Genomic DNA, 18,118 nt, shown 5'->3' on the forward strand with positions numbered 1-18,118 from the left:
TCGATGGCAACCATCACGATGGCGCGCGACCGCGGCACCGTCCAGGTGGCCGACGTACGGCGGGCGCGACGCCGGCAGAATCTCACCGGCTGGTTGTTCATCAGCCCGATCGTGGTCGGGGTGGTGGCGTTCCAGTTCTTCCCGATCCTGGTCTCGATCGGCGCGTCGCTGACGGACTGGAACGGCATCTCGGCACCGAAGTTCGTGGGGCTGAAGAACTTCGTCGACCTGTTCGGCGACGATCCGTTGTTCCTGCAAACGTTCAAGAACACCGTCTACTTCACGCTGGCGAGCATCCCGCTGACGATCGGCATCGGCCTGGTCCTGGCGTTGCTGTGCGCCCGCCCGATCCGGGGTGTCGCGTTCTTCCGGACGGCGTACTTCGCGCCGTACGTGACGAACGTGGTGGCGATCGGGTTCGTCTGGTTCTGGTTCTTCCAGCCGGACAACGGGGTGATCAACGGGCTGCTCGACCAGCTCGGCATCCCCGGCCCGCAATGGCTGTCGAGCTCGAGCTGGGCGATGCCGGCGGTGATCATGGTCAGCGTCTGGCAGGGCATCGGGTACCCGATGATCATCCTGCTCGCGGGCCTGCAGGGCCTGCCGACCGAGTACTTCGAGTCCGCGAAGCTCGACGGCGCCGGAGCCTGGCGGCAGTTGCGGTACATCACGCTGCCGTTGCTGACACCGCATTTCCTGTTCCTGCTGATCACGCAGTTCATCACGTCGTTCCAGGTGTTCGGCCTGATCTACGTGATGACCAAGGGCGGGCCGGGCCACGCCACCAGCGTCTACATCTTCAACATCTACCAGAACGCGTTCAGCTACGGGAAGGTCGGCTACGCCTCGGCGATGGCGTGGATCCTCTTCGCGGTGATCGCGGCCGTCACCTACCTGCAGTGGAAGCTGCAGAAGAGGTGGGTGTTCTACACATGAGACTCGTCTCCAAAACCTCGCAGTACGTCGTGATGTCCTTGTTCGCCATCGTTTTCCTCGCGCCGCTGGTGTGGATGATCAGCGCCTCGCTCCGGCCGGAGGCGAAGGTGCTGAGCGTGCCGCCGAAGTTCCTGCCGTCGGACGCGCAGTGGGACAACTACCGGCAGGTGTTCGAGCTGATCCCGGTGTTCCTGTGGAACAGCGTGAAACTCGCCGGGCTGAACGTGATCGGGATCCTGATCGTCGCGTCGATGGCCGGCTACGCGTTCGCGCGGCTGAGGTTCGCCGGCCGGGACGCGGCGTTCATGGTGCTGCTCGCCACCTCGATCATCCCGGGGATCGCGTACCTGATCCCGCAGTACATCGTTTTCCGGCAGATCGGGTGGGTGGACACGCAGTACCCGCTGTGGGTGCCGAAGGTGCTCACGCCGGTGTTCGCGACGTTCCTGATGCGGCAGTCGTTCCTGACCGTTCCGCAGGAACTCGAGGACGCGGGCAAGATCGACGGTGCGTCCACGTTCGGCATCTACTGGCGGATCATGCTGCCGCAGACCAAACCGGCGCTGGCCGCGATCGGGGTGTTCACGTTCCTGGAGTCGTGGAACGACCTGTTCGGCCCGCTGATCTACATCAATTCCGAGAACCTGCAGACGCTGCCGGTGGCGCTGGCCCAGTTCCAGGGCGAGTACTTCACCCAGATCAGTCTGCTGATGTGCGGTGCGACGGTTTCCGTCGTACCGGTGATCGCCGTCTTCCTCTTTGCCCAGCGCTATTTCATCCAAGGCATCACGATGACAGGAATGAAGGGGTGAGCACCGTGCCGGACCGGCTCGTTGCCATGCAGATCGGAGCGGTTTCGTTCGTCGACGAAGGCGTCGACCAGACACTCGACATCCTGGCCGGCCGCGGCGCGGTGAACGCGCTGTTCCTGGCCACACCGACCTGGACCCGGGGGACCGGCGGCCGGCAGATCCCGGGGCACCCGCTCCCGGACCACGGTGTGGGTGAGTACGACCTCGGCTGGGTCGGCGGCAACTACGCGACCCCGCACCCGGAGTACTACGGAAATACTGTGCTCGGCGCGGTCGGAAAGGCGCCGGAAAATCCGGAATTCGACCTGCTCGGTGAGGTGATTCCGAAGGCCCGCGAGCGCGGCATGAAGTCGTTCGCCTGGATGGAGGAGAGCGGCGGTGCGCGTCAGCTGCGGACGTACCCGAACTTCGCCAAGGTGCTCGAGGTGGATGTCTGGGGACGGCCGGGGCGGCGACCGTGCTTCAACAACCCGGACTACCGCAACTGGCACCTGGGGTTCGTCGAGGACTACGTACAGAGCTACCAGCTCGACGGACTGGCCTGGTGCTCCGAGCGGCCCGGGCCGCTGAACATGCTGATGCAGGGCACGGTCGACGTAGCCGAGGTCGGTTGCTTCTGCACGCACTGCCGGCGGATCGCCCGCGAACGAGGCATCGACGTCGACCGCGCGCTGCGCGGGTACCGGGAGCTGGTCGACTGGAACCAGCGGGTCGGCGCCGGCGAGCGTCCGGTGGACGGCGCGTTCGTGACGTTCTGGCGGATCCTGCTGAACTTCCCCGAGGTCCTGGCCTGGCAGACGGTGTGGACCGAGAGCCAGCGGCAGTTGTACCGCGACATCTACGGGGTGGCCAAGGCGATCTCGCCCGAGGTCCAGGTCGGCTGGCACGTCTACCACAACATCTCGTTCAGCCCGTTCTACCGAGCCGACCAGGACTACGCCGAGATGGCGAAGTTCTCGGACTTCATCAAGGTCGTCATCTACAACAACTGCGCGGGTCCGCGGTTCTTCACCTGGGTGAAGAGCATCTGCGGTGCGCTGTTCGCCGACGCCGAGCCGGAGGACGTCTACCCGCTGATGATGAAGCTGCTGCAGCTCGACGAAGGCGACTACGAGAAGCTGCCGCAGACCGGATTCACCGCGGACTACGTACGGCGGGAGACCGAGCGGGCCGTCGCGGGTGTCGGCGGGCAGAGCAGGATCTACCCGGGGATCGACATCGACATCCCGGTCGGGGTCGCGAAACAGCGCGGGCTGGAGTCGCCGCGGGACCTCGGCACCAAGATCAACTGGGACGACAACGAGGGCGAGCTGACCCGGTGTACCCGGGAGTCCGTGCGGGACGCGACGCTGGCCGCGTTCGAGGGCGGCGCGGAGGGCGTCGTACTGAGCCGGAAATACTCGGAAATGCTGCTGGACAATCTTTCCGGCGCCGGCGACGCCGTCCGGAGTCTCGCGTGAAGCCCTGGTACCAAAGAACACTGCGGTGGGCGCAGACCAACCTCACCGAGAAGGACCCGACGCGGTACGACGCCGCCTGGTGGCGGGAGCACTGGCGGCGTACGAAGGTCCAAGGGGTGATCGTCAACGCCGGCGGCATCGTCGCGTACTACCCGAGCAAGTTCGAGCTGCACCATCGAGCGGAGTACCTCGGCGACCGGGACCTGTACGGCGAGATCGTCGACCTGGCCCGGCGGGACGGTCTGACGGTCCTCGCCCGGATGGACTCCAACCGAGCCCACCAGCCCTTGTACGACACACATCCGGACTGGTTCGCGGTCGATGCCGACGGCAACCCGTACCGGGCAGGCCGCCTGTACGTCGCGTGCGTCACCGGCCCGTACTACAAGGACTTCCTGACCGGGATCCTCGAAGAGATCATCGAGCGCAGCACCCCGGACGGCCTGACCGACAACAGCTGGAGCGGTCTCGGGCGGGACTCGATCTGCTACTGCCCGAACTGCCGCGACAGTTTCGGTCAGGAGCTGCCCACTGCCCCGGACTGGACCGACCCGGTCTACAAGCAATGGATCCGCTGGAGCTACGACCAACGGCTGGCGGTCTGGGACCTGAACAACGAGGTGACTCGGCGCGCCGGCGGTCCGGACTGTTTGTGGATCGGGATGAACGGGGGTGAGGTCGTTGCGCAGAGCAAGAGATTGCGCGACGACGTCGAGATCTGCAAGCGGGCGTCGATCTTCCTGCTGGACTCCCAGTGGCGGCACGAGGAGACCGGGTTCCAGGCGAACGCGGATTCCGGAAAACGCCTGCACGGGATGCTCGGTCCGAAAACCCTGATTCCGGAAAGTACCGCGATGTACGACGCCGGCGTTCCGACGTTCCGGCTCGGGAGCAAACCCGAGCCGGAGGCGCGGATGTGGGCGATCGAGGGCTGGGCCGGCGGGATCCAGCCGTGGTGGCACCACATCGGCTCGGTGCACGACGACCGGCGGCAGTACGCGACCGCCGAGCCGTTGTTCACCTGGCACGAGGAGCATGAGGAGTTCCTGGTCGATCGGGAGCCGGTCGCCACGGTCGGGCTGCTGTGGAGTCAGCGGAGCGTGGACTTCCACGGGAAGGACGAGCCCGAAGAGATCAGCCAGCTGCCGTACCGGGGCTGGGTGGATGCGCTGATTCGTGCGCGCATCCCGTACCTGCCCACGACCGAGGTGGATGAACGGTTCGAGGTCCTCGTCGTGCCGAACGTGGGCGTGCTGACGGATGAGCAATGCGACCAGCTGAGGGCGTACAGCGGGAAGCTCGTCGTGACCGGGGAGTCGGGGCTGTACGACGAGTGGGGCGATCGTCGCGACGGTTGGCCGTTGGGCGATCTGCTGGGCGTCCGGCACCAGGGCAAGCGGCTCGGCGACGGGACGGTGACGGACTGGGAGAACTACGACAGCCACAGCTACCTGCGGATCGAGGACCGATCCGTTTTCGACGGTGACACCGACGTACTGCCGTTCGGCGGGCAGCTGGAGGTCGTGGAGTCGCAGGCCCGGAAAGCGTTGTCGTGGATTCCGCCGTTCCCGATCTACCCGCCGGAGAAGTCGTGGATGGAGGAGCCGCACAGCGACGTACCAGCGCTGGTCCTCGGTGAGCGTACGGCGTACCTCGCGGCCGACCTGGACCGGTTGTACGCGAAGTACCACCATCCGGACCACGGGCAACTCCTGGCGAACCTGGTCCGTCACGACGGCATCCCGCTGCGCATCGAGGGCGTCGGCGTACTGGACTGCCAGCTGTACCGCCAGGGCGACCGGCACGTGCTGCACCTGGTCAACCTCGACCAGGGCGGCGCCTGGCGCGGCCGCCTGCAGGAGCTCACGCCCGCCGGTCCCTTCACGATCAAGCTCAGGGTGAACAGTCAGCGGGCGCGGCTCCTCGTCTCGGGCGGTGAGGTGGACGTGCAGGAGCAGGACGGCTGGATTACGGTCGGGGTAGACCGGATCACCGATCACGAAGTCGTAGTACTTGATTAAGGAGTTCCCTGTGGCAGTCGAGGTCACCGGCCCGATGGGCGAGCGGTACGACGAGATCCTCACCGAGCGGGCGCTCGGACTGATCGAGACGCTGCACCGTGCGTACGACGGACGCCGGCGGGAGCTGCTCGAGCGACGCCAGCAGCGCGTCGCGGAGATCGCGGCCGGGGCGTCGCTGGGGTTCCTTGCGGACACGAAGGACGTTCGGGACGACCCGGAGTGGCGGGTCGCGCCCGCTGCTCCGGGGCTCGTCGACCGGCGGGTGGAGATCACCGGCCCGACCGACCGGAAGATGACGATCAACGCGCTGAACTCGGGCGCCAAGGTGTGGCTGGCCGACCAGGAGGACGCGAACACGCCGACCTGGGAAAACGTTGTCGGCGGCCAGCTGAACCTGCTGGACGCGATCACCCGGAACATCGACTTCAGCACCGACACGAAGAGCTACGCGCTGAAGCCGGACGAGGAGCTCGCGACCATCGTCGTACGGCCGCGGGGCTGGCACCTGCCGGAGAAGCACATCCTCGTCGACGGCGAGCGCACCTCCGGTTCGTTGGTCGACTTCGCGCTCTACCTGAGCGCCTGCGCGCAACTGCAGCTCGACCGCGGCCAAGGACCGTACTTCTACCTGCCGAAGATGGAGTCGCACCTCGAGGCGCGGCTGTGGAACGACGTGTTCGTCACCGCGCAGGAAGCGCTCGGCATCCCCCGCGGGACGATCCGCGCGACCGTGCTGATCGAGACCTACCCGGCCGCGTTCGAGATGGAGGAGATCCTGTACGAGCTGCGCGAGCACTCGGCCGGGCTGAACGCGGGACGCTGGGACTACATGTTCAGCGTGATCAAGACGCACCGGACCCGCGGCGAGGACTTCCAGCTGCCGGACCGGAACAGCGTGACGATGACGGTGCCGTTCATGCGCGCGTACACCGAGCTGCTGGTGCGGACCTGCCACAAGCGTGGCGCGCACGCGATCGGCGGGATGGCGGCGTTCATCCCGAGCAAGGACCCGGCGGTGAACGAGCAGGCGTTCGCGAAGGTCGAAGCCGACAAGACCCGCGAGGCCGGCGACGGCTTCGACGGTTCGTGGGTCGCGCACCCAGGGATGGTCGAGACCTGCAAGGCCGTCTTCGACAAGGTTCTCGGCTCGAAGCCCAACCAGCTCGACAAACTCCGCGAGGACGTCGCCGTCACCGCGGATCAGCTGCTCGACGTCGCGGCCACGCCGGGTGAGGTCACCGAAGCCGGTCTGCGCAGCAACGTCAGCGTCGCCGTCCAGTACCTGGCCGCCTGGCTCGACGGTACCGGCGCCGTCGGCATCTTCAACCTGATGGAGGACGCGGCGACCGCCGAGATCTCCCGGTCGCAGATCTGGCAGTGGCGCCAGAACCAGGTCGCCCTCGACAGCGGGGAAACGGTCACCACCGAATTGGTCGAGCGGATCGCCGACGAGGAGATCGCGAAACTCGGTACGCCGGAGCGGTACGACGCCGCTCGTGCCCTGTTCCTCGAGGTGGCCCTCGCCGACGAGTACGTCGACTTCCTGACGCTGCCGGCGTACGAGCGCTTCAGCTGAACCTGGAGTCTGCCGCCGGGGGGTACCGATCCAGATCAATTTCGGTAATGGCCGTAAAGCGTTGACATCGACGCTCGTACGGCCCTACGGTCGCGCCATAAGTCGAGTTCAGGACGCCAGAAAGGCGGCACTCAATGGCGAAGCGCGCGAGCTCGGTTCCCCTGGCCGGTCAGACCCGGCGTGACTTCCTGCGATTGTCCGGTCTGACCCTGGCCGCGATCGGCGGCAGCTGGTCGCTGACCGGGTGCGGTCTGTTCGGTGACGACAGCAAGGCGGCCGACGGTCAGTCGACGCTGAAGATCGACTACGTACCGGTCGAGGTCCTGGACCCGCAGGTGATCACCAACGGCATGTGGATCCTCAGCCGGGGGATCTCCGAGGGCCTGGTGACCCAGAACGAGAAGGGCGACGGCGTGCTGCCGGCCGTCGCTTCCGAGTGGAAGGTCTCCGACGACCACCTGACCTACACGTTCACGTTGCGCGACAACGCGCAGTGGTCCGACGGCAAGCCCGTTGTCGCACAGGACTTCGAGCGGACCTACAAGCGGCTGTTCACGCCCGCGGCGACGTCGGCCGGTGGTACGACGCTCGGCGCGAACAGCTACCAGGTCTCGACCGGGATCAAGGGCGGCAAGGACTTCCTGGCCGGCGTACTGACCGACTGGTCGAAGGTCGGCGTGAAGGCGACCGGGGACCACGAGCTCGTACTGACCCTGTCCAACCCCAACCCGGACTTCCTGCTCGCGCTGACCCACCCGGCGATGCTGCCGCTGCCGATGGACCTGGTCGAGAGCAAGCCGAAGGACTGGCAGAACCCGCCGAACTACGTGTCCAACGGGCCGTACACAGTGATCGAGTGGGTCCAGAACTCGAAGCTGATCCTGGTGCCGAACGAGAAGTACTGGGACCGCGGCAACGTCAAGCTCGGGCGGATCCAGGTCAACCTGGTCGAGCCCAGCGCCGCCGCGACGGCGACCGTGGCGTACGAGAACGGCGAGACCGATCTGGTGCAGCTGGCCGGACCCGACGTACTGCGGTTCCAGAAGGACGCGAACCTGTCGAAGGAGCTCGAGCAGACCGAGAACTACAGCATCCTCTACCTCGCGAAGCTGCGTAGCCAGCACCCAGCGATGGAGGACGTCCGGGTCCGCAAGGCGTTGTCGCTGGCGCTCGACCGCAAGACCCTGGCGGGCGTGCAGCCGGGTCAGGAGCCGGGAGTCTCGCTGGTGACCAGCCGGACCGGGGGCTGGGACGAAAGCCTCGGGATCAAGGAGGACGTCGCCGAGGCGAAGCGCCTGCTCGCCGAGGCGGGCTATCCGAACGGCCAGGGCCTGCCGCCGGTGCGGATCCTCGTCGGCGTACCGGACACCACGCTGGCCGACGCGATGGTGGACAGCTGGACCAAGCAGCTCGGCATCAAGGCGAGTGTCGACCACGTCGAGTCCGGCGTGTACACCGAGCGGCGCTGGCAGGTTCAGAAAGGCAACTACATCGGCTTCTACTACGGCACGTTCGCCGGGCTGCCGACGTGGCCGACGATGGTCGGTTCGCTGTGGTCGCCGAAGAACGTGCAGGAGATCAGCCTGCCGGGCGACCAGTGGCAGAAGTACCAGTCCGTGCAAGAAAACAAGAACCTCAAGCCGGCGGACAAGACCGCCCAGCTCGACGCCATCCTCGCGGGCCACGCCTCGAAACCCGCGCTGGAGATCGGTGCGCTGGTCGACCAGGCCAACACCGAGCCGGACGACGCGAAGCGGATGGAGTTGTACAAGCAGGCCGCGAAGCTGCGCGAGGAGCAGTACCTGTACCTGCCGGTGCTCTGGCTGAGTCTGTTCCACGCGGTCAAGCCGAAGGTGAAGGGGCTGCAACTGCGGGCCTATCCGGACTACTTCTACCTCAAGCCGCTGAGCGTAGGGAGCTGACGTGGGGCTCGCCGGTTACCTCGGCAAGCGCGCGGTGCGCCTGGTCCTGTCGTTGATCGCAGTCTCGATGCTGACGTTCACTCTGCTGCAGCTCGCGCCCGGCAACTTCGCCGATCTGCAGCGGGTGAACAGCGGCGCCACGAACTTCGGCGGCGTCGGCACCGAGTCGATGGTCGGCGAGCTCGAGTCCCGGTACGGCGCCGACGTACCGGTCTGGAAGCAGTACCTGATCTTCATGAAGGGCGCGGTCGTCTGGGACTTCGGGCCGTCGTACAAGTACGCCAGCCGCAACGTCCAGGACATCATCGCGGAGGCGTTCCCGGTGTCGGCGACGCTAGCGCTGCTAGCGGTCCTGCTCGCGCTACTGATCGCCGTACCGATCGGGGTGTTCGCGGCGTTGCGGCAGAACACCAAGACCGACCACGCGACGATGTTCGCGGTCACCCTCGGGCACGCCTTGCCCAGTTACCTGACCGCGGCGTTCATGATCCTGCTGTTCTCCGCGACCCTGAAGTTGCTGCCGTCCGGCGGCTGGAACGGCCCGGAGGACCTGATCCTGCCGGTGCTCGCGCTCAGCCTCGGGCCGGCCGCGGTGCTGGCGCGGTACGTGCGGTCGAGCATGCTGGAGACCCTCCGCGAGGAGTACGTGACCGCCGCGCTGGCCAAGGGCGGTCCGCGGCGGACGGTCATCATCCGGCACGCGCTGCGCAACTCGCTGATCCCGCTCGTCACCGTGGCCGGCCCGCTGCTGGCGGCACTGATGACCGGCACGGTGTTCGTCGAGGCACTGCTCCGGATTCCCGGTCTCGGCCTGTACTTCGCGAACGCGGCGGCCAGCCGGGACATGCCGTTGCTGATGGGTACGGCGATGTTCTTCGCGCTGATCCTGATGGTGACCAACCTGGTCGTGGACCTGATCTACGGGCTCCTCGATCCCCGAATCCGTACCGTGGGAGGTGGGTCCCATGACGGCCACTGAGGGCGTCGAGGCCGTGGTCGGCAGCCTGAGTACCGGCGAACCGGAGCCGATGGAGCGCGGTACCACCGCGCGCGGCCCCTGGTCGCGGGCCTGGTCCCGGTTTCGCAAGCACCGGTTGGCTTTCGGCAGCCTGATCTTCTGCGCGTTGCTGATCCTCACCGCGATCGCGGCGCCGCTGATCGCGCCTTACGGGTATGAGGAAACCGACATCCAGCACAAGCTGGCGGGACCTGGTGCCCCGGGGCATCTGCTCGGCACGGACCTGCTCGGGCGGGACATTCTCAGCCGGCTGATCTACGGCCTGCAGACCGCGCTGACCGTGGCATTCGGCGCCGAGCTGACGGCGCTCGTGCTGGCCTTGGCGATCGGGCTGCTCGCGGGCTACCTCGGCGGCCGGGTCGAGTCGTTGCTGATGGCATTCACCGACGTGATGTACGCGTTCCCCAGCTACCTGTTCGCGGTCGTGATGGTCACCGTTCTCGGCCGCAGCATCTTCGCGCTGGTGGTCGCGATCGGGATCGCGTCCTGGGTCACCCAGGCGCGGCTGGTCCGGGCGCAGGTGATGACGCTGAAGGAGCGCGAGTACGTCGAGGCGGCCCGGTCGATGGGCGCCAAGGGCAGCACGATCGCGATCCGGTACATCCTGCCGAACGCGATCGGGCCGATCCTGGTCACCACCAGCTTCGCGATCCCGGCCGCGATCGCCGCCGAGGCAGGGCTGGCGCTGCTAGGGCTCGGCGTACAGCCACCGACTCCGTCCTGGGGCGCGATGATCAGCGAGGGCAGCCGGTACCTCCTGGCGGCGCCGCACATGCTGGTCGCGCCGGCGGTGCTGTTCGCCCTTACCCTGCTGGCGTTCACCTGGATCGGTGACGGCGTACGGGATGCTTTCGACCCGAGTGGAGAGCAGCGATGAGTGAAGGCGCGTTGCTGTCCGTCCGCGAGCTGCGGACGACGTTCCGGCGCGACGGCGCCGAGCCGTTGACGGCGGTCGACGGGGTGTCGTTCGACGTACGACGTGGGCAGGCCCTGGCGATCGTCGGCGAGAGCGGTAGCGGCAAGAGCGTCACCATGCGCAGCGTGATGGGGATCCTGCCGCGGACCGCGCGGATCACCGGCGGTCAGGCGCTGTTCGGCGGCCGGGACCTGCTGGCTATCGGCGACAAGGAGTTGCGCAAGGTCCGTGGTCGCGAGATCGCGATGGTCTTCCAGAGCGCGATGGAGGCGATGAACCCGACGCTGACCCTGGAGCGCCAGCTCACCGAACACCTGCTCTGGCACGGGATCTGCAACAAGGCCGAAGCGCGCAAACGCGCGGTTCGCGCGCTCGGCGATGTCGGGATTCCCGATCCGGAGAAGCGGATCCGCACGTACCCGTTCCAGTTGTCCGGCGGGATGCGGCAGCGCGCGATGATCGCGATGGCGATGGTGACCGAGCCGGCGCTGCTGATCGCCGACGAGCCGACCACCGCCGTCGACGTCACCGTGCAACGGCAGATCCTCGATCTGCTGGCGGAGCTGAAGAATCGCGGCACCGGCGTCATCATGATCACCCACGACCTCGGTGTCGCCCGCTACTTCTGCGACGACGCGGTGGTGATGTACGCCGGTCGCGTGGTCGAGCGGGCGCCGATGGGCCGGCTGCTCGACGACCCGCGCCACCCGTACAGCGTTGGCCTGCTCGGATCAGGTGTCGAGGTCGGTGGCCGGGACCTGCCGTTGCGGCCGATTCCGGGTAGCCCGCCGGATCTGTCGCATCGCCCCGAGGGCTGTCCGTTCCATCCGCGGTGCGCGCAGGCCGAGCTGCCCAGGTGTGCGACGGAGCAGGAGATCCTGACGATCGGTCCCGGTCGGGACGCCGCGTGCTGGAAGGTGGCCGTCGATGCCTGACGAACTGGTTCGTGCCGAGTCGGTGACCAAGGTCTTCCGGACCCGTGCCGGAGAGGTCCGCGCTGTCGACGACGTCTCGCTGACTGTGCATCGCGGCGAGACGCTCGGCCTGGTGGGGGAAAGCGGAAGCGGCAAGTCCACGATGGCGCGGTTGATGATGGGCCTGCAGACCCCGACGTCGGGCCGGGTCTCATTCGACGGTCGCGATCTCGGCACGCTCCCGGCCCGCGAGTTGCGGATGTTGCGGCCGCGGATGCAGATGGTCTTCCAGAACCCGTACGGTTCGCTGCTACCGCATTTCAGTGCCATCGGCAACGTGATGGAGCCGCTGCGCCTGCACGAACGGGGCGACAAGGAGTCCCGGCGTACCAAGGCCCTTGAACTGCTCGAGCTGGTCGGCATCAACACCGGGCACGCGGAGCTGTACCCTCGGCAGTTCTCCGGCGGTCAGCAGCAGCGCATCGCGATCGCCCGCGCGCTGGCCCTCGAGCCCGACCTCCTGGTCTGCGACGAGCCGACGTCGTCCCTCGACGTCTCGATCCAGGCCCAGATCCTCGAACTCTTCACCGACCTCCGCGACCGCCTCGGCCTGTCGTTCCTGTTCATCTCCCACAACCTCGCCGTAGTAGAACGCCTGGCCGACCGCGTAGCAGTCATGAACAAGGGCCGCCTGGTCGAGGAGAGCACCACCGAGGCCCTGTTCCGCTCCCCCCAAGACGACTACACCAAGCAACTCCTGTCCGCCGTACTCCCCATCCGCCAAGACTCAGCTCTGTAGCCGGGGTTGGGGAGGGTTTCTGCCCGTTTTGGGTAGGAAACCCTCCCCAAGTGACGGTGCTAGCTAGCTACGGCATTGGTGAGGGTGGTTGCGATGGTTCGAGTTTGGGGTTCTGTGCCTAGTAGGTAGGGCTGGGGGAGCCAGATGGTGTCGGTGGAGACTTTGTCGGCGTTCGGGCAGTCGGCCTCTGGGTAGGGTTGGCCCAGGCGGGTCGTGATGGCTTTGGATTCTCGGAGTACGGCGGTGTTGCGGTGCAGGGGGACGTAGCCGCTGGACGCTCGGGTGATTCCTGCGGCGGCGAGGGACTGTAGTGCGGCGTCGCGTCGGCCGGGGATTCGGAGCATGAACAGGTGCCGGCCGTGTGCTGTGATCGCCGGGTCGTCCGGGGCGAGCTGTATGCCGTCAACGTCGGAGAGCAGGTCCGTGAGGAGTCGCGCGTTGCGTTCGCGCACCTCCTGCAGCCGTGGGTGACGCCGAAGCTGGACGCGCAGGATCGCCGCCTGGAACTCGGTCAGTCGCAGGTTGTACCCAACCGCCTCGTGCTGGTACCAGCCGCCGCCCGGCACCCGCCCGACGTTCACCAGCGAGTACACGGCGCCTGCCAACTCCGAGGAGTCAGTAAGTACGGCGCCGCCCTCGCCGGCCGTGATGTTCTTGCTGCTCTGAAAGCTGAACGTGCCGAGGTCCCCGATCGCGCCGACCGGCCGCCCCTTGTACGCCGCCCCGTGCGCCTGAGCCGCATCCTCGATGATCGTCAGCCCGTGCTTGGCGCCGAGCGCGTTGAAGGCGTCCATGTCCGCCGGCCGACCCGCGAGATGGACGACAACGATCGCCTTCGTCCGCTCGGTGATCGCAGCCTCGGCCGCGACCGGATCGAGGAGATGAGTGTCCGCGTTCACGTCCGCAAAAACCGGGACCGCACCAACGAACAGCGCCGCCGAAGCGGTTGCGATAAAGGTGTACGGCGGCACGATCACCTCGTCACCAATGCCGACGCCGGCCGCTCGCAAGGCCACCGCGATGGCGAGCGTCCCGTTGGCGAGGCAGATCGCATGCCCTGCCTGCTGGTACTCCGCGAACTCCTGCTGGAAGGTAGCAACGACATCCCCGCTCGTGCTACCCCACTTCCCCGAGTTCAGCACGTCCAGCAGGGCCTTCGCCTCTTCGTCGCCGTACTCCGGCCACTCCGGCATCCCGGACATCCCAGACGTCATGGTGTGATCACCCATCTGTTGTCTCCAGCAACGATATCCGCGGTCAGTTCGACGAAGGTCCGGCCGAGCCGTACCACCGTCTGGGCCGAACCCTTACCCTCCTTCACAATGGGGCCAGTGCTCGGTACGGCGAGCAACACCGCAGCGCCAGGCACCGGCTCCGAAGCCTCAGCCCGTACGGCGAGACCGTCCGGATGCGGCTCGACCGACAGCTCGACTCCACGCCGGCTGCGCTCCCAGCTGTTGATCCGGGTTGCCGTCCACCACGGCATCCCGCGCCGACGGGCCTCCGCAGCGAGCTCGATACACGCCGCTCGAGTAGGTGGCCGCAGGTGCAGATGCGGCCCGTGGAACAGGAAGTGTGCAACGCCGTGCACCGACTGAGCGCCGTCCAGGATCACATCCCGGACAGAAGCGTGCCCAGCCCACGCGAGATCCTGGGTGTGCAGCGGCAGGTTGAGTACGTCGTACATCCGGTTGCCTTCAGCAACCGGTGTCATCGGGAACGAAACGTGCGCGGTGCCGAACGTGAACCCCACATCACCTTGTTTACTGGGCCCGCGCGACTCGTCGATCTGGATGCCGAGTCGTTCGCACCAGGTGTAGAACTCAGTCCATCCCTCCCAGCGGGTGAAGTGATTCTTGTTCGAGACGATCTGCTCGGTTCCGGTCACGGCTTGCGCCCACGCGTACTGCGCCCGCATCTGCGGCCAGCCCCAGACCGCGAGATCCGCGTCGCCCATCGCGTTGTAATGCAGGGCGTTCTCGTGCCCAGCCGCGGTGATCGCCTCGTACAGCTCGGGCGAGTATCCGCCCGGAAACACGTGGCACCACGTCACCTGAACATCCGCCTCGGCGAACGCGTCGATTGCCGCCTGGCCGTGTTCCTCGACGTTCTGGTCGGAGTCGTGCGACATGTGCGCGACGGCGTCGACGCCGGCCGGCCAGTACCAGAGCCACGGCACTGCCGCGCCGGCCTGTGAAGTGCCCCACCACAGACTCTGCGCGAACAACAAGCACCACCAGTCGGCGTGCGGCTGGTCGAACATTGGTACGGCGCTCGGCGGCGGATAAGTGTGCTCGTACGTCGGGAGCAACTCCGGCTCACCCGGCGGCATCGCCCGGTCCCGCTCGAAGCTGAGCACCATCCCGTCCTCGCACTTGAGGATGCCGTCGTCGATCGGCGCGGTGCCGTCGGCGGCCGGTGCACCGTCGGCGGTGACGGCGTACCCCTGCTGGATCCGGACGATGGTCTGCCACAGGTCGACGCCGTACGTCAGCACGACACCCGCGTCGAGCCGGCGGAGGGTGACCGCGGCCGTGTCATCGTCCTGCCAGCGGGCGAGCACCTCGACATCCTGGCCAGTGAGTCGACGACCGCCGACGGCGTGGAGTGCGACCGGTGGGCGGGATGACCAAACAGGGGTTTCGGACAGTACGACGTGGCCGCCCGGGACGCTGGCGCCCGCCGAGACACCCGCGAGCGCGGCCAGCGGACCGGGGTCACCGACGAGGATCAGCACACCGCCGTCGCGCACCCACTGCTCGAGACCGTCGTTCGGCCTGGTCTCCGGGGTGGTCGCGAAGACCAACACCGAGACGTCGTTGTCCGCTTCGCGAGGGGAGATCGAGCGGTACGGCAGCCGCAGGTGCCCGAGCACCTCGGCCAGATAGACCCACCAGGCGTCCTGACCCGCCTGGTGGGCCCGCTCGGTCGCCGCCCGGCTGTCCACCACTGCGACTGCGTGAAGGGGTTCTGGCACGCGACCAACCCTGCCCCAGGCGTCCTTCTTCGGCAAGGCCTAAATAGCTGTTATGGACGACCGTAATAACTAGCGCGGAATCTTCTCCACCAGCAGTTGGTACGGGCGTGGTGGCCGGCCGAGCTTGCTCGAGCGGGGTGGCGGCATCGGCCAGGCCAGCCCCTCGTCGACGAGCGTGCTCAGTGTCCGGCGGGCAGTTCGCAGGGTGACGCCGAGGAGTTCGGCGACCTTCTCCGCGTCGACGACCCGCTCGGTGTCGTTCGCGTTCTCCAGCTGCTCGGCCAGCGTGGCCAGGATCTGCAGCGCGCGCGAGTCGCCCGGCACCGGCCGCTCGGCAGCACGCGTACGTTCTCCAGGAACCTGCAGGACGAAACCGTGCGGCCCGACCACGAACGCGGTCCCGCCACCCGCCGCCTTGTCCACCGCGGATTGCGCGTTCACCTCCGCCTCGCGGGTCGACGTACCGAGTCCGATGCCGACCTCGAGCCGGATCCCCAGCTCCTCGGAGATCCGGTCCAGGAACGGCGCCATCGACAGGTTGTCGGTTGCCAGCCGCAACGAGCCCATCGTCGTGACGATCAGGAAGCTGTGCTCGTCACGCGGCACCACCGCCGCGTCCATCGGCCGCGCGTCGCGCAGCAACTCGCGGTGCAGCGACAGCCGCAACTCCTGGTACCAGTACGCGCTGGCGCTCGCATGCGCCGGCAGCGAGGCGGCGGGGACCCGGACGATCATCGTGACGATCCGGGACTCCTCGAGCTTGGCGCCACTGCCCATCAGGATCGCCGTCGTCAGGGCCTGCCGGATCGTCATCGACGACGGCGTCATCCGCAGGGTCGGTACGCCGGCCTTGCGCAGCGCCACATCGACGGTAGGCACGGTCGTCACCGCCCCGGTGGTCCGCCCGCGCTCGTGCAGCGTGCGGTGGAAGTCGAGGAACGTCTCGGCCGACTCGGGACCGGTGTATTCCTTCAGCCGTACGCCGGACGCACTCAGGCCGATCTCTTCGTAGACATGCGTGAGATCGCGCCGCGACATCGTGTCGACGCTGATCCGGGCCGGATCGAAGACCTTCTCGAGCACGCCGCGAAGCAGGGTCGAGAACAACGCCGGCCCGCCGCTCGGCACGTACGTCGCCGGCACCGGCAGCCCGCCCGCGACCGCCACGTCGTACGGCAGCGGTCCCGCGAACAGGAAGGAGTCGACACGGGAGGCGATCCGGGCTGCCTGCTCATGCGCGTCGTGCTCGTCGGCGTACTGGGCGGTGACCAGCCGCAGACCGGGATTGTCCAACTCGCGCGCCAGATTGATGATCCGCCGCACAATCTGCTCCGCGCCAACAACACCAACCGTCACCTGTTCGTGGGTCGCCATGTCAGCGCCGCCACCCGCCCGCGATAAGGACCAACACCCAGCCAGATTAACCGTCCCCAGCCAGCTCAGTTCGCCTCAGGGCGTCGATCGGTTTGCGGTAGTCTGGGGAGGAAGGAGGTGGTCGGTGATGTCTGAGCCAACATCAGCGCCTGACGCTCTGGACCGTGCCGACGCGTCCTATTGGCAACGGCAGGATCTCGAGGAGCTTCTGCGCGGTACCGAGCCGCTCCGCGAGGACGAGTCGTTCGAGATCCCCGATCTTGCTGAAGATGATTGGGACCGGTTCGTCCGGGCGATCCACGAGTGACGGTTGGGACCGTCCTGCTCGACACGAACGTATTCACCGCTTGGCTGAAGCCGCGCTCAACGCTCGTGCCGCTGTACGGGAAGCACGTCTTCGGTCGGCGGATCGCCATTGCACACCAAACGGTGGCAGAGGCTCGGTACGGCGCGGTCGTCGCGGGGTGGGGTGACAAGCGACTGGACAACCTGGAGCGTCTGATCCATCGGAGTGCGGTGCTTCCTGCCGACAACGAGACGACCTGGGTGTACGCGCGGTTGCGGGCGGAATGCAGGCATTCGGGGCATCCGCTACATCAGAAGCAACATCAGGGTGATCTGTGGATCGCGGCGACCGCGCTCCGGTGGCACTTGCCGCTTGTCGCTCACGATGCCATCTATGTCGAGTGCCCTGGACTCGAACTTCTTACCGAGCTCTCGCCCACCTGATCACCGCGGGTCCGGTGGGTCGACGTTGACGGTGGGGATTCCGCCGCCGGCTCGGGCGATGATGGCCAGGGACGGGTCGGTGGTGGGGTTGCTCTCGCGGTGGACGGTGAAGGACGGTACGTGTACGAAGTCGCCGGCGACCGCGTCGAGGTACTCGTCGGTGCCCTCGAACTCGAGGCGCAGTACGCCTGACACGATGTAGAGGCTGCTCTCGTTCCGGTCGTGGTGGTGCCAGCCGGAGATCGCACCGGGCTGCGTGATGACCTGGCCGGCCCACAGGATCGGGAGCTCGAAGGCTCGCATCCGGAGCATGCCGGCCGTCGGGTCGGCGGCGACCAGGTCACCAGCTTTGATCACACGGACCGGCTCAGTCATGACACCAGTCTGCCGCCGCGCGAGCTGCCCGGCTATCGGGCGGCGCGTATGGTTCGGCTATGGCGAGGATTGTGTTGCGGGTCCGGCTGATCAGTGGCGACCAACTGGATGTCACCTACGACGAGCCCGGCGCGGCGGACGACGTGACTGTCCAGCATGCCGTCACAGCACTCGCGAGTGATGGCGGACTGCTGAGGTGCAGACACGGCGATCGGGACATGGTGCTGTACTCCCGCGGAGTCGCCGCCGTCGAGGTCGCGCCACGCGGCGCGGTGCTGTAACCGGAATG

17 protein-coding genes are annotated in these 18,118 nt (G+C 67.1%); 13 read left to right on the top strand and 4 right to left on the bottom strand.

The window, feature by feature from the left end:
- Positions 1-3 precede the first annotated feature (3 nt).
- The 10 genes from EV647_RS13930 (at position 4) to EV647_RS13975 (ending at position 12,374) form a co-directional block, all read left to right on the top strand.
- Positions 4-936 (top strand): carbohydrate ABC transporter permease, encoded by a 933-nt coding sequence (locus tag EV647_RS13930; protein ID WP_238177194.1) that lies wholly within the window; start codon positions 4-6, stop codon positions 934-936.
- On the top strand, positions 933-1,748 hold the full coding sequence (locus EV647_RS13935) for a carbohydrate ABC transporter permease (RefSeq protein WP_134002786.1): 816 nt from the start codon (positions 933-935) through the stop codon (positions 1,746-1,748). The genes EV647_RS13930 and EV647_RS13935 overlap by 4 nt, the downstream gene beginning before the upstream one ends.
- Entirely contained in the window at positions 1,745-3,208 is a 1,464-nt protein-coding gene (locus EV647_RS13940; protein ID WP_134002788.1) for a hypothetical protein, read from the top strand. The genes EV647_RS13935 and EV647_RS13940 overlap by 4 nt, the downstream gene beginning before the upstream one ends.
- Positions 3,205-5,229 carry an alpha-amylase family protein gene (locus EV647_RS13945; RefSeq protein ID WP_238177195.1) on the top strand — a complete coding sequence of 675 codons (2,025 nt, stop codon included), beginning with the start codon at positions 3,205-3,207 and terminating at the stop codon, positions 5,227-5,229. Before EV647_RS13940 ends, EV647_RS13945 begins: the two co-directional genes overlap by 4 nt.
- A gap of 10 nt (positions 5,230-5,239) precedes the next feature.
- The gene (gene aceB, locus EV647_RS13950; protein ID WP_134002790.1) at positions 5,240-6,805 is read left to right on the top strand and encodes a malate synthase A; all 1,566 of its coding nucleotides are present in this window, start codon (positions 5,240-5,242) and stop codon (positions 6,803-6,805) included.
- A gap of 134 nt (positions 6,806-6,939) precedes the next feature.
- Positions 6,940-8,727: a peptide ABC transporter substrate-binding protein gene (locus tag EV647_RS13955; RefSeq protein ID WP_134002792.1), complete on the top strand. Its 1,788-nt coding sequence runs from the start codon at positions 6,940-6,942 to the stop codon at positions 8,725-8,727.
- A gap of 1 nt (position 8,728) precedes the next feature.
- The gene (locus tag EV647_RS13960) at positions 8,729-9,706 is read left to right on the top strand and encodes an ABC transporter permease (protein ID WP_238175457.1); all 978 of its coding nucleotides are present in this window, start codon (positions 8,729-8,731) and stop codon (positions 9,704-9,706) included.
- Positions 9,693-10,622: an ABC transporter permease gene (locus EV647_RS13965; RefSeq protein WP_238177196.1), complete on the top strand. Its 930-nt coding sequence runs from the start codon at positions 9,693-9,695 to the stop codon at positions 10,620-10,622. Before EV647_RS13960 ends, EV647_RS13965 begins: the two co-directional genes overlap by 14 nt.
- Positions 10,619-11,596 carry an ABC transporter ATP-binding protein gene (locus tag EV647_RS13970; protein WP_134002794.1) on the top strand — a complete coding sequence of 326 codons (978 nt, stop codon included), beginning with the start codon at positions 10,619-10,621 and terminating at the stop codon, positions 11,594-11,596. Before EV647_RS13965 ends, EV647_RS13970 begins: the two co-directional genes overlap by 4 nt.
- Positions 11,589-12,374: an ABC transporter ATP-binding protein gene (locus tag EV647_RS13975; RefSeq protein ID WP_134002796.1), complete on the top strand. Its 786-nt coding sequence runs from the start codon at positions 11,589-11,591 to the stop codon at positions 12,372-12,374. Before EV647_RS13970 ends, EV647_RS13975 begins: the two co-directional genes overlap by 8 nt.
- Before the next feature lie 59 nt (positions 12,375-12,433).
- Here the strand turns inward: EV647_RS13975 and EV647_RS13980 are convergent, their stop codons facing one another.
- The 3 genes from EV647_RS13980 to EV647_RS13990 form a co-directional block, all read right to left on the bottom strand.
- On the bottom strand, positions 12,434-13,588 hold the full coding sequence (locus tag EV647_RS13980; RefSeq protein WP_238177197.1) for a DegT/DnrJ/EryC1/StrS aminotransferase family protein: 1,155 nt from the start codon (positions 13,586-13,588) through the stop codon (positions 12,434-12,436).
- Positions 13,585-15,351: a hypothetical protein gene (locus tag EV647_RS13985; protein ID WP_134002800.1), complete on the bottom strand. Its 1,767-nt coding sequence runs from the start codon at positions 15,349-15,351 to the stop codon at positions 13,585-13,587. The genes EV647_RS13980 and EV647_RS13985 overlap by 4 nt, the downstream gene beginning before the upstream one ends.
- 69 nt (positions 15,352-15,420) lie before the next feature.
- Positions 15,421-16,725 (bottom strand): transcriptional regulator, encoded by a 1,305-nt coding sequence (locus EV647_RS13990; RefSeq protein WP_134002802.1) that lies wholly within the window; start codon positions 16,723-16,725, stop codon positions 15,421-15,423.
- A 127-nt stretch (positions 16,726-16,852) separates the two neighbouring features.
- Between EV647_RS13990 and EV647_RS13995 the strand changes: the two genes are divergently transcribed.
- Positions 16,853-17,032, top strand: a complete 180-nt coding sequence (locus tag EV647_RS13995; RefSeq protein ID WP_134002804.1) for a hypothetical protein — start codon at positions 16,853-16,855, stop codon at positions 17,030-17,032.
- Positions 17,029-17,454, top strand: a complete 426-nt coding sequence (locus tag EV647_RS14000; RefSeq protein ID WP_166680321.1) for a PIN domain-containing protein — start codon at positions 17,029-17,031, stop codon at positions 17,452-17,454. The genes EV647_RS13995 and EV647_RS14000 overlap by 4 nt, the downstream gene beginning before the upstream one ends.
- Here EV647_RS14000 and EV647_RS14005 read toward each other — a convergent pair whose 3' ends face one another.
- Positions 17,455-17,829 carry a cupin domain-containing protein gene (locus tag EV647_RS14005; protein ID WP_134002808.1) on the bottom strand — a complete coding sequence of 125 codons (375 nt, stop codon included), beginning with the start codon at positions 17,827-17,829 and terminating at the stop codon, positions 17,455-17,457.
- Positions 17,830-17,888: 59 nt separating this feature from the next.
- On the opposite strand from EV647_RS14005, the gene EV647_RS14010 reads away from it, so the two are divergent.
- On the top strand, positions 17,889-18,110 hold the full coding sequence (locus EV647_RS14010; RefSeq protein WP_134002810.1) for a hypothetical protein: 222 nt from the start codon (positions 17,889-17,891) through the stop codon (positions 18,108-18,110).
- Positions 18,111-18,118: the final 8 nt, after the last annotated feature.

The organism is Kribbella sp. VKM Ac-2566, from assembly GCF_004366005.1.
GTDB classification, from domain to species: Bacteria; Actinomycetota; Actinomycetes; order Propionibacteriales; family Kribbellaceae; genus Kribbella; species Kribbella pratensis.

What these genes read in the sequence shown, in the direction of transcription:
- EV647_RS13980 (WP_238177197.1), bottom strand. Translation starts at nt 13,588, where the DNA reads ATGACGTCTGGGATGTCCGGGATGCCGGAGTGGCCGGAGTACGGCGAC.
- EV647_RS13935 (WP_134002786.1), top strand. Translation starts at nt 933, where the DNA reads ATGAGACTCGTCTCCAAAACCTCGCAGTACGTCGTGATGTCCTTGTTC.
- EV647_RS13995 (WP_134002804.1), top strand. Translation starts at nt 16,853, where the DNA reads ATGTCTGAGCCAACATCAGCGCCTGACGCTCTGGACCGTGCCGACGCG.
- EV647_RS13975 (WP_134002796.1), top strand. Translation starts at nt 11,589, where the DNA reads ATGCCTGACGAACTGGTTCGTGCCGAGTCGGTGACCAAGGTCTTCCGG.
- EV647_RS13990 (WP_134002802.1), bottom strand. Translation starts at nt 16,725, where the DNA reads ATGGCGACCCACGAACAGGTGACGGTTGGTGTTGTTGGCGCGGAGCAG.
- EV647_RS13955 (WP_134002792.1), top strand. Translation starts at nt 6,940, where the DNA reads ATGGCGAAGCGCGCGAGCTCGGTTCCCCTGGCCGGTCAGACCCGGCGT.
- EV647_RS14005 (WP_134002808.1), bottom strand. Translation starts at nt 17,829, where the DNA reads ATGACTGAGCCGGTCCGTGTGATCAAAGCTGGTGACCTGGTCGCCGCC.
- EV647_RS14010 (WP_134002810.1), top strand. Translation starts at nt 17,889, where the DNA reads ATGGCGAGGATTGTGTTGCGGGTCCGGCTGATCAGTGGCGACCAACTG.
- EV647_RS13970 (WP_134002794.1), top strand. Translation starts at nt 10,619, where the DNA reads ATGAGTGAAGGCGCGTTGCTGTCCGTCCGCGAGCTGCGGACGACGTTC.
- EV647_RS13965 (WP_238177196.1), top strand. Translation starts at nt 9,693, where the DNA reads ATGACGGCCACTGAGGGCGTCGAGGCCGTGGTCGGCAGCCTGAGTACC.
- EV647_RS13930 (WP_238177194.1), top strand. Translation starts at nt 4, where the DNA reads ATGGCAACCATCACGATGGCGCGCGACCGCGGCACCGTCCAGGTGGCC.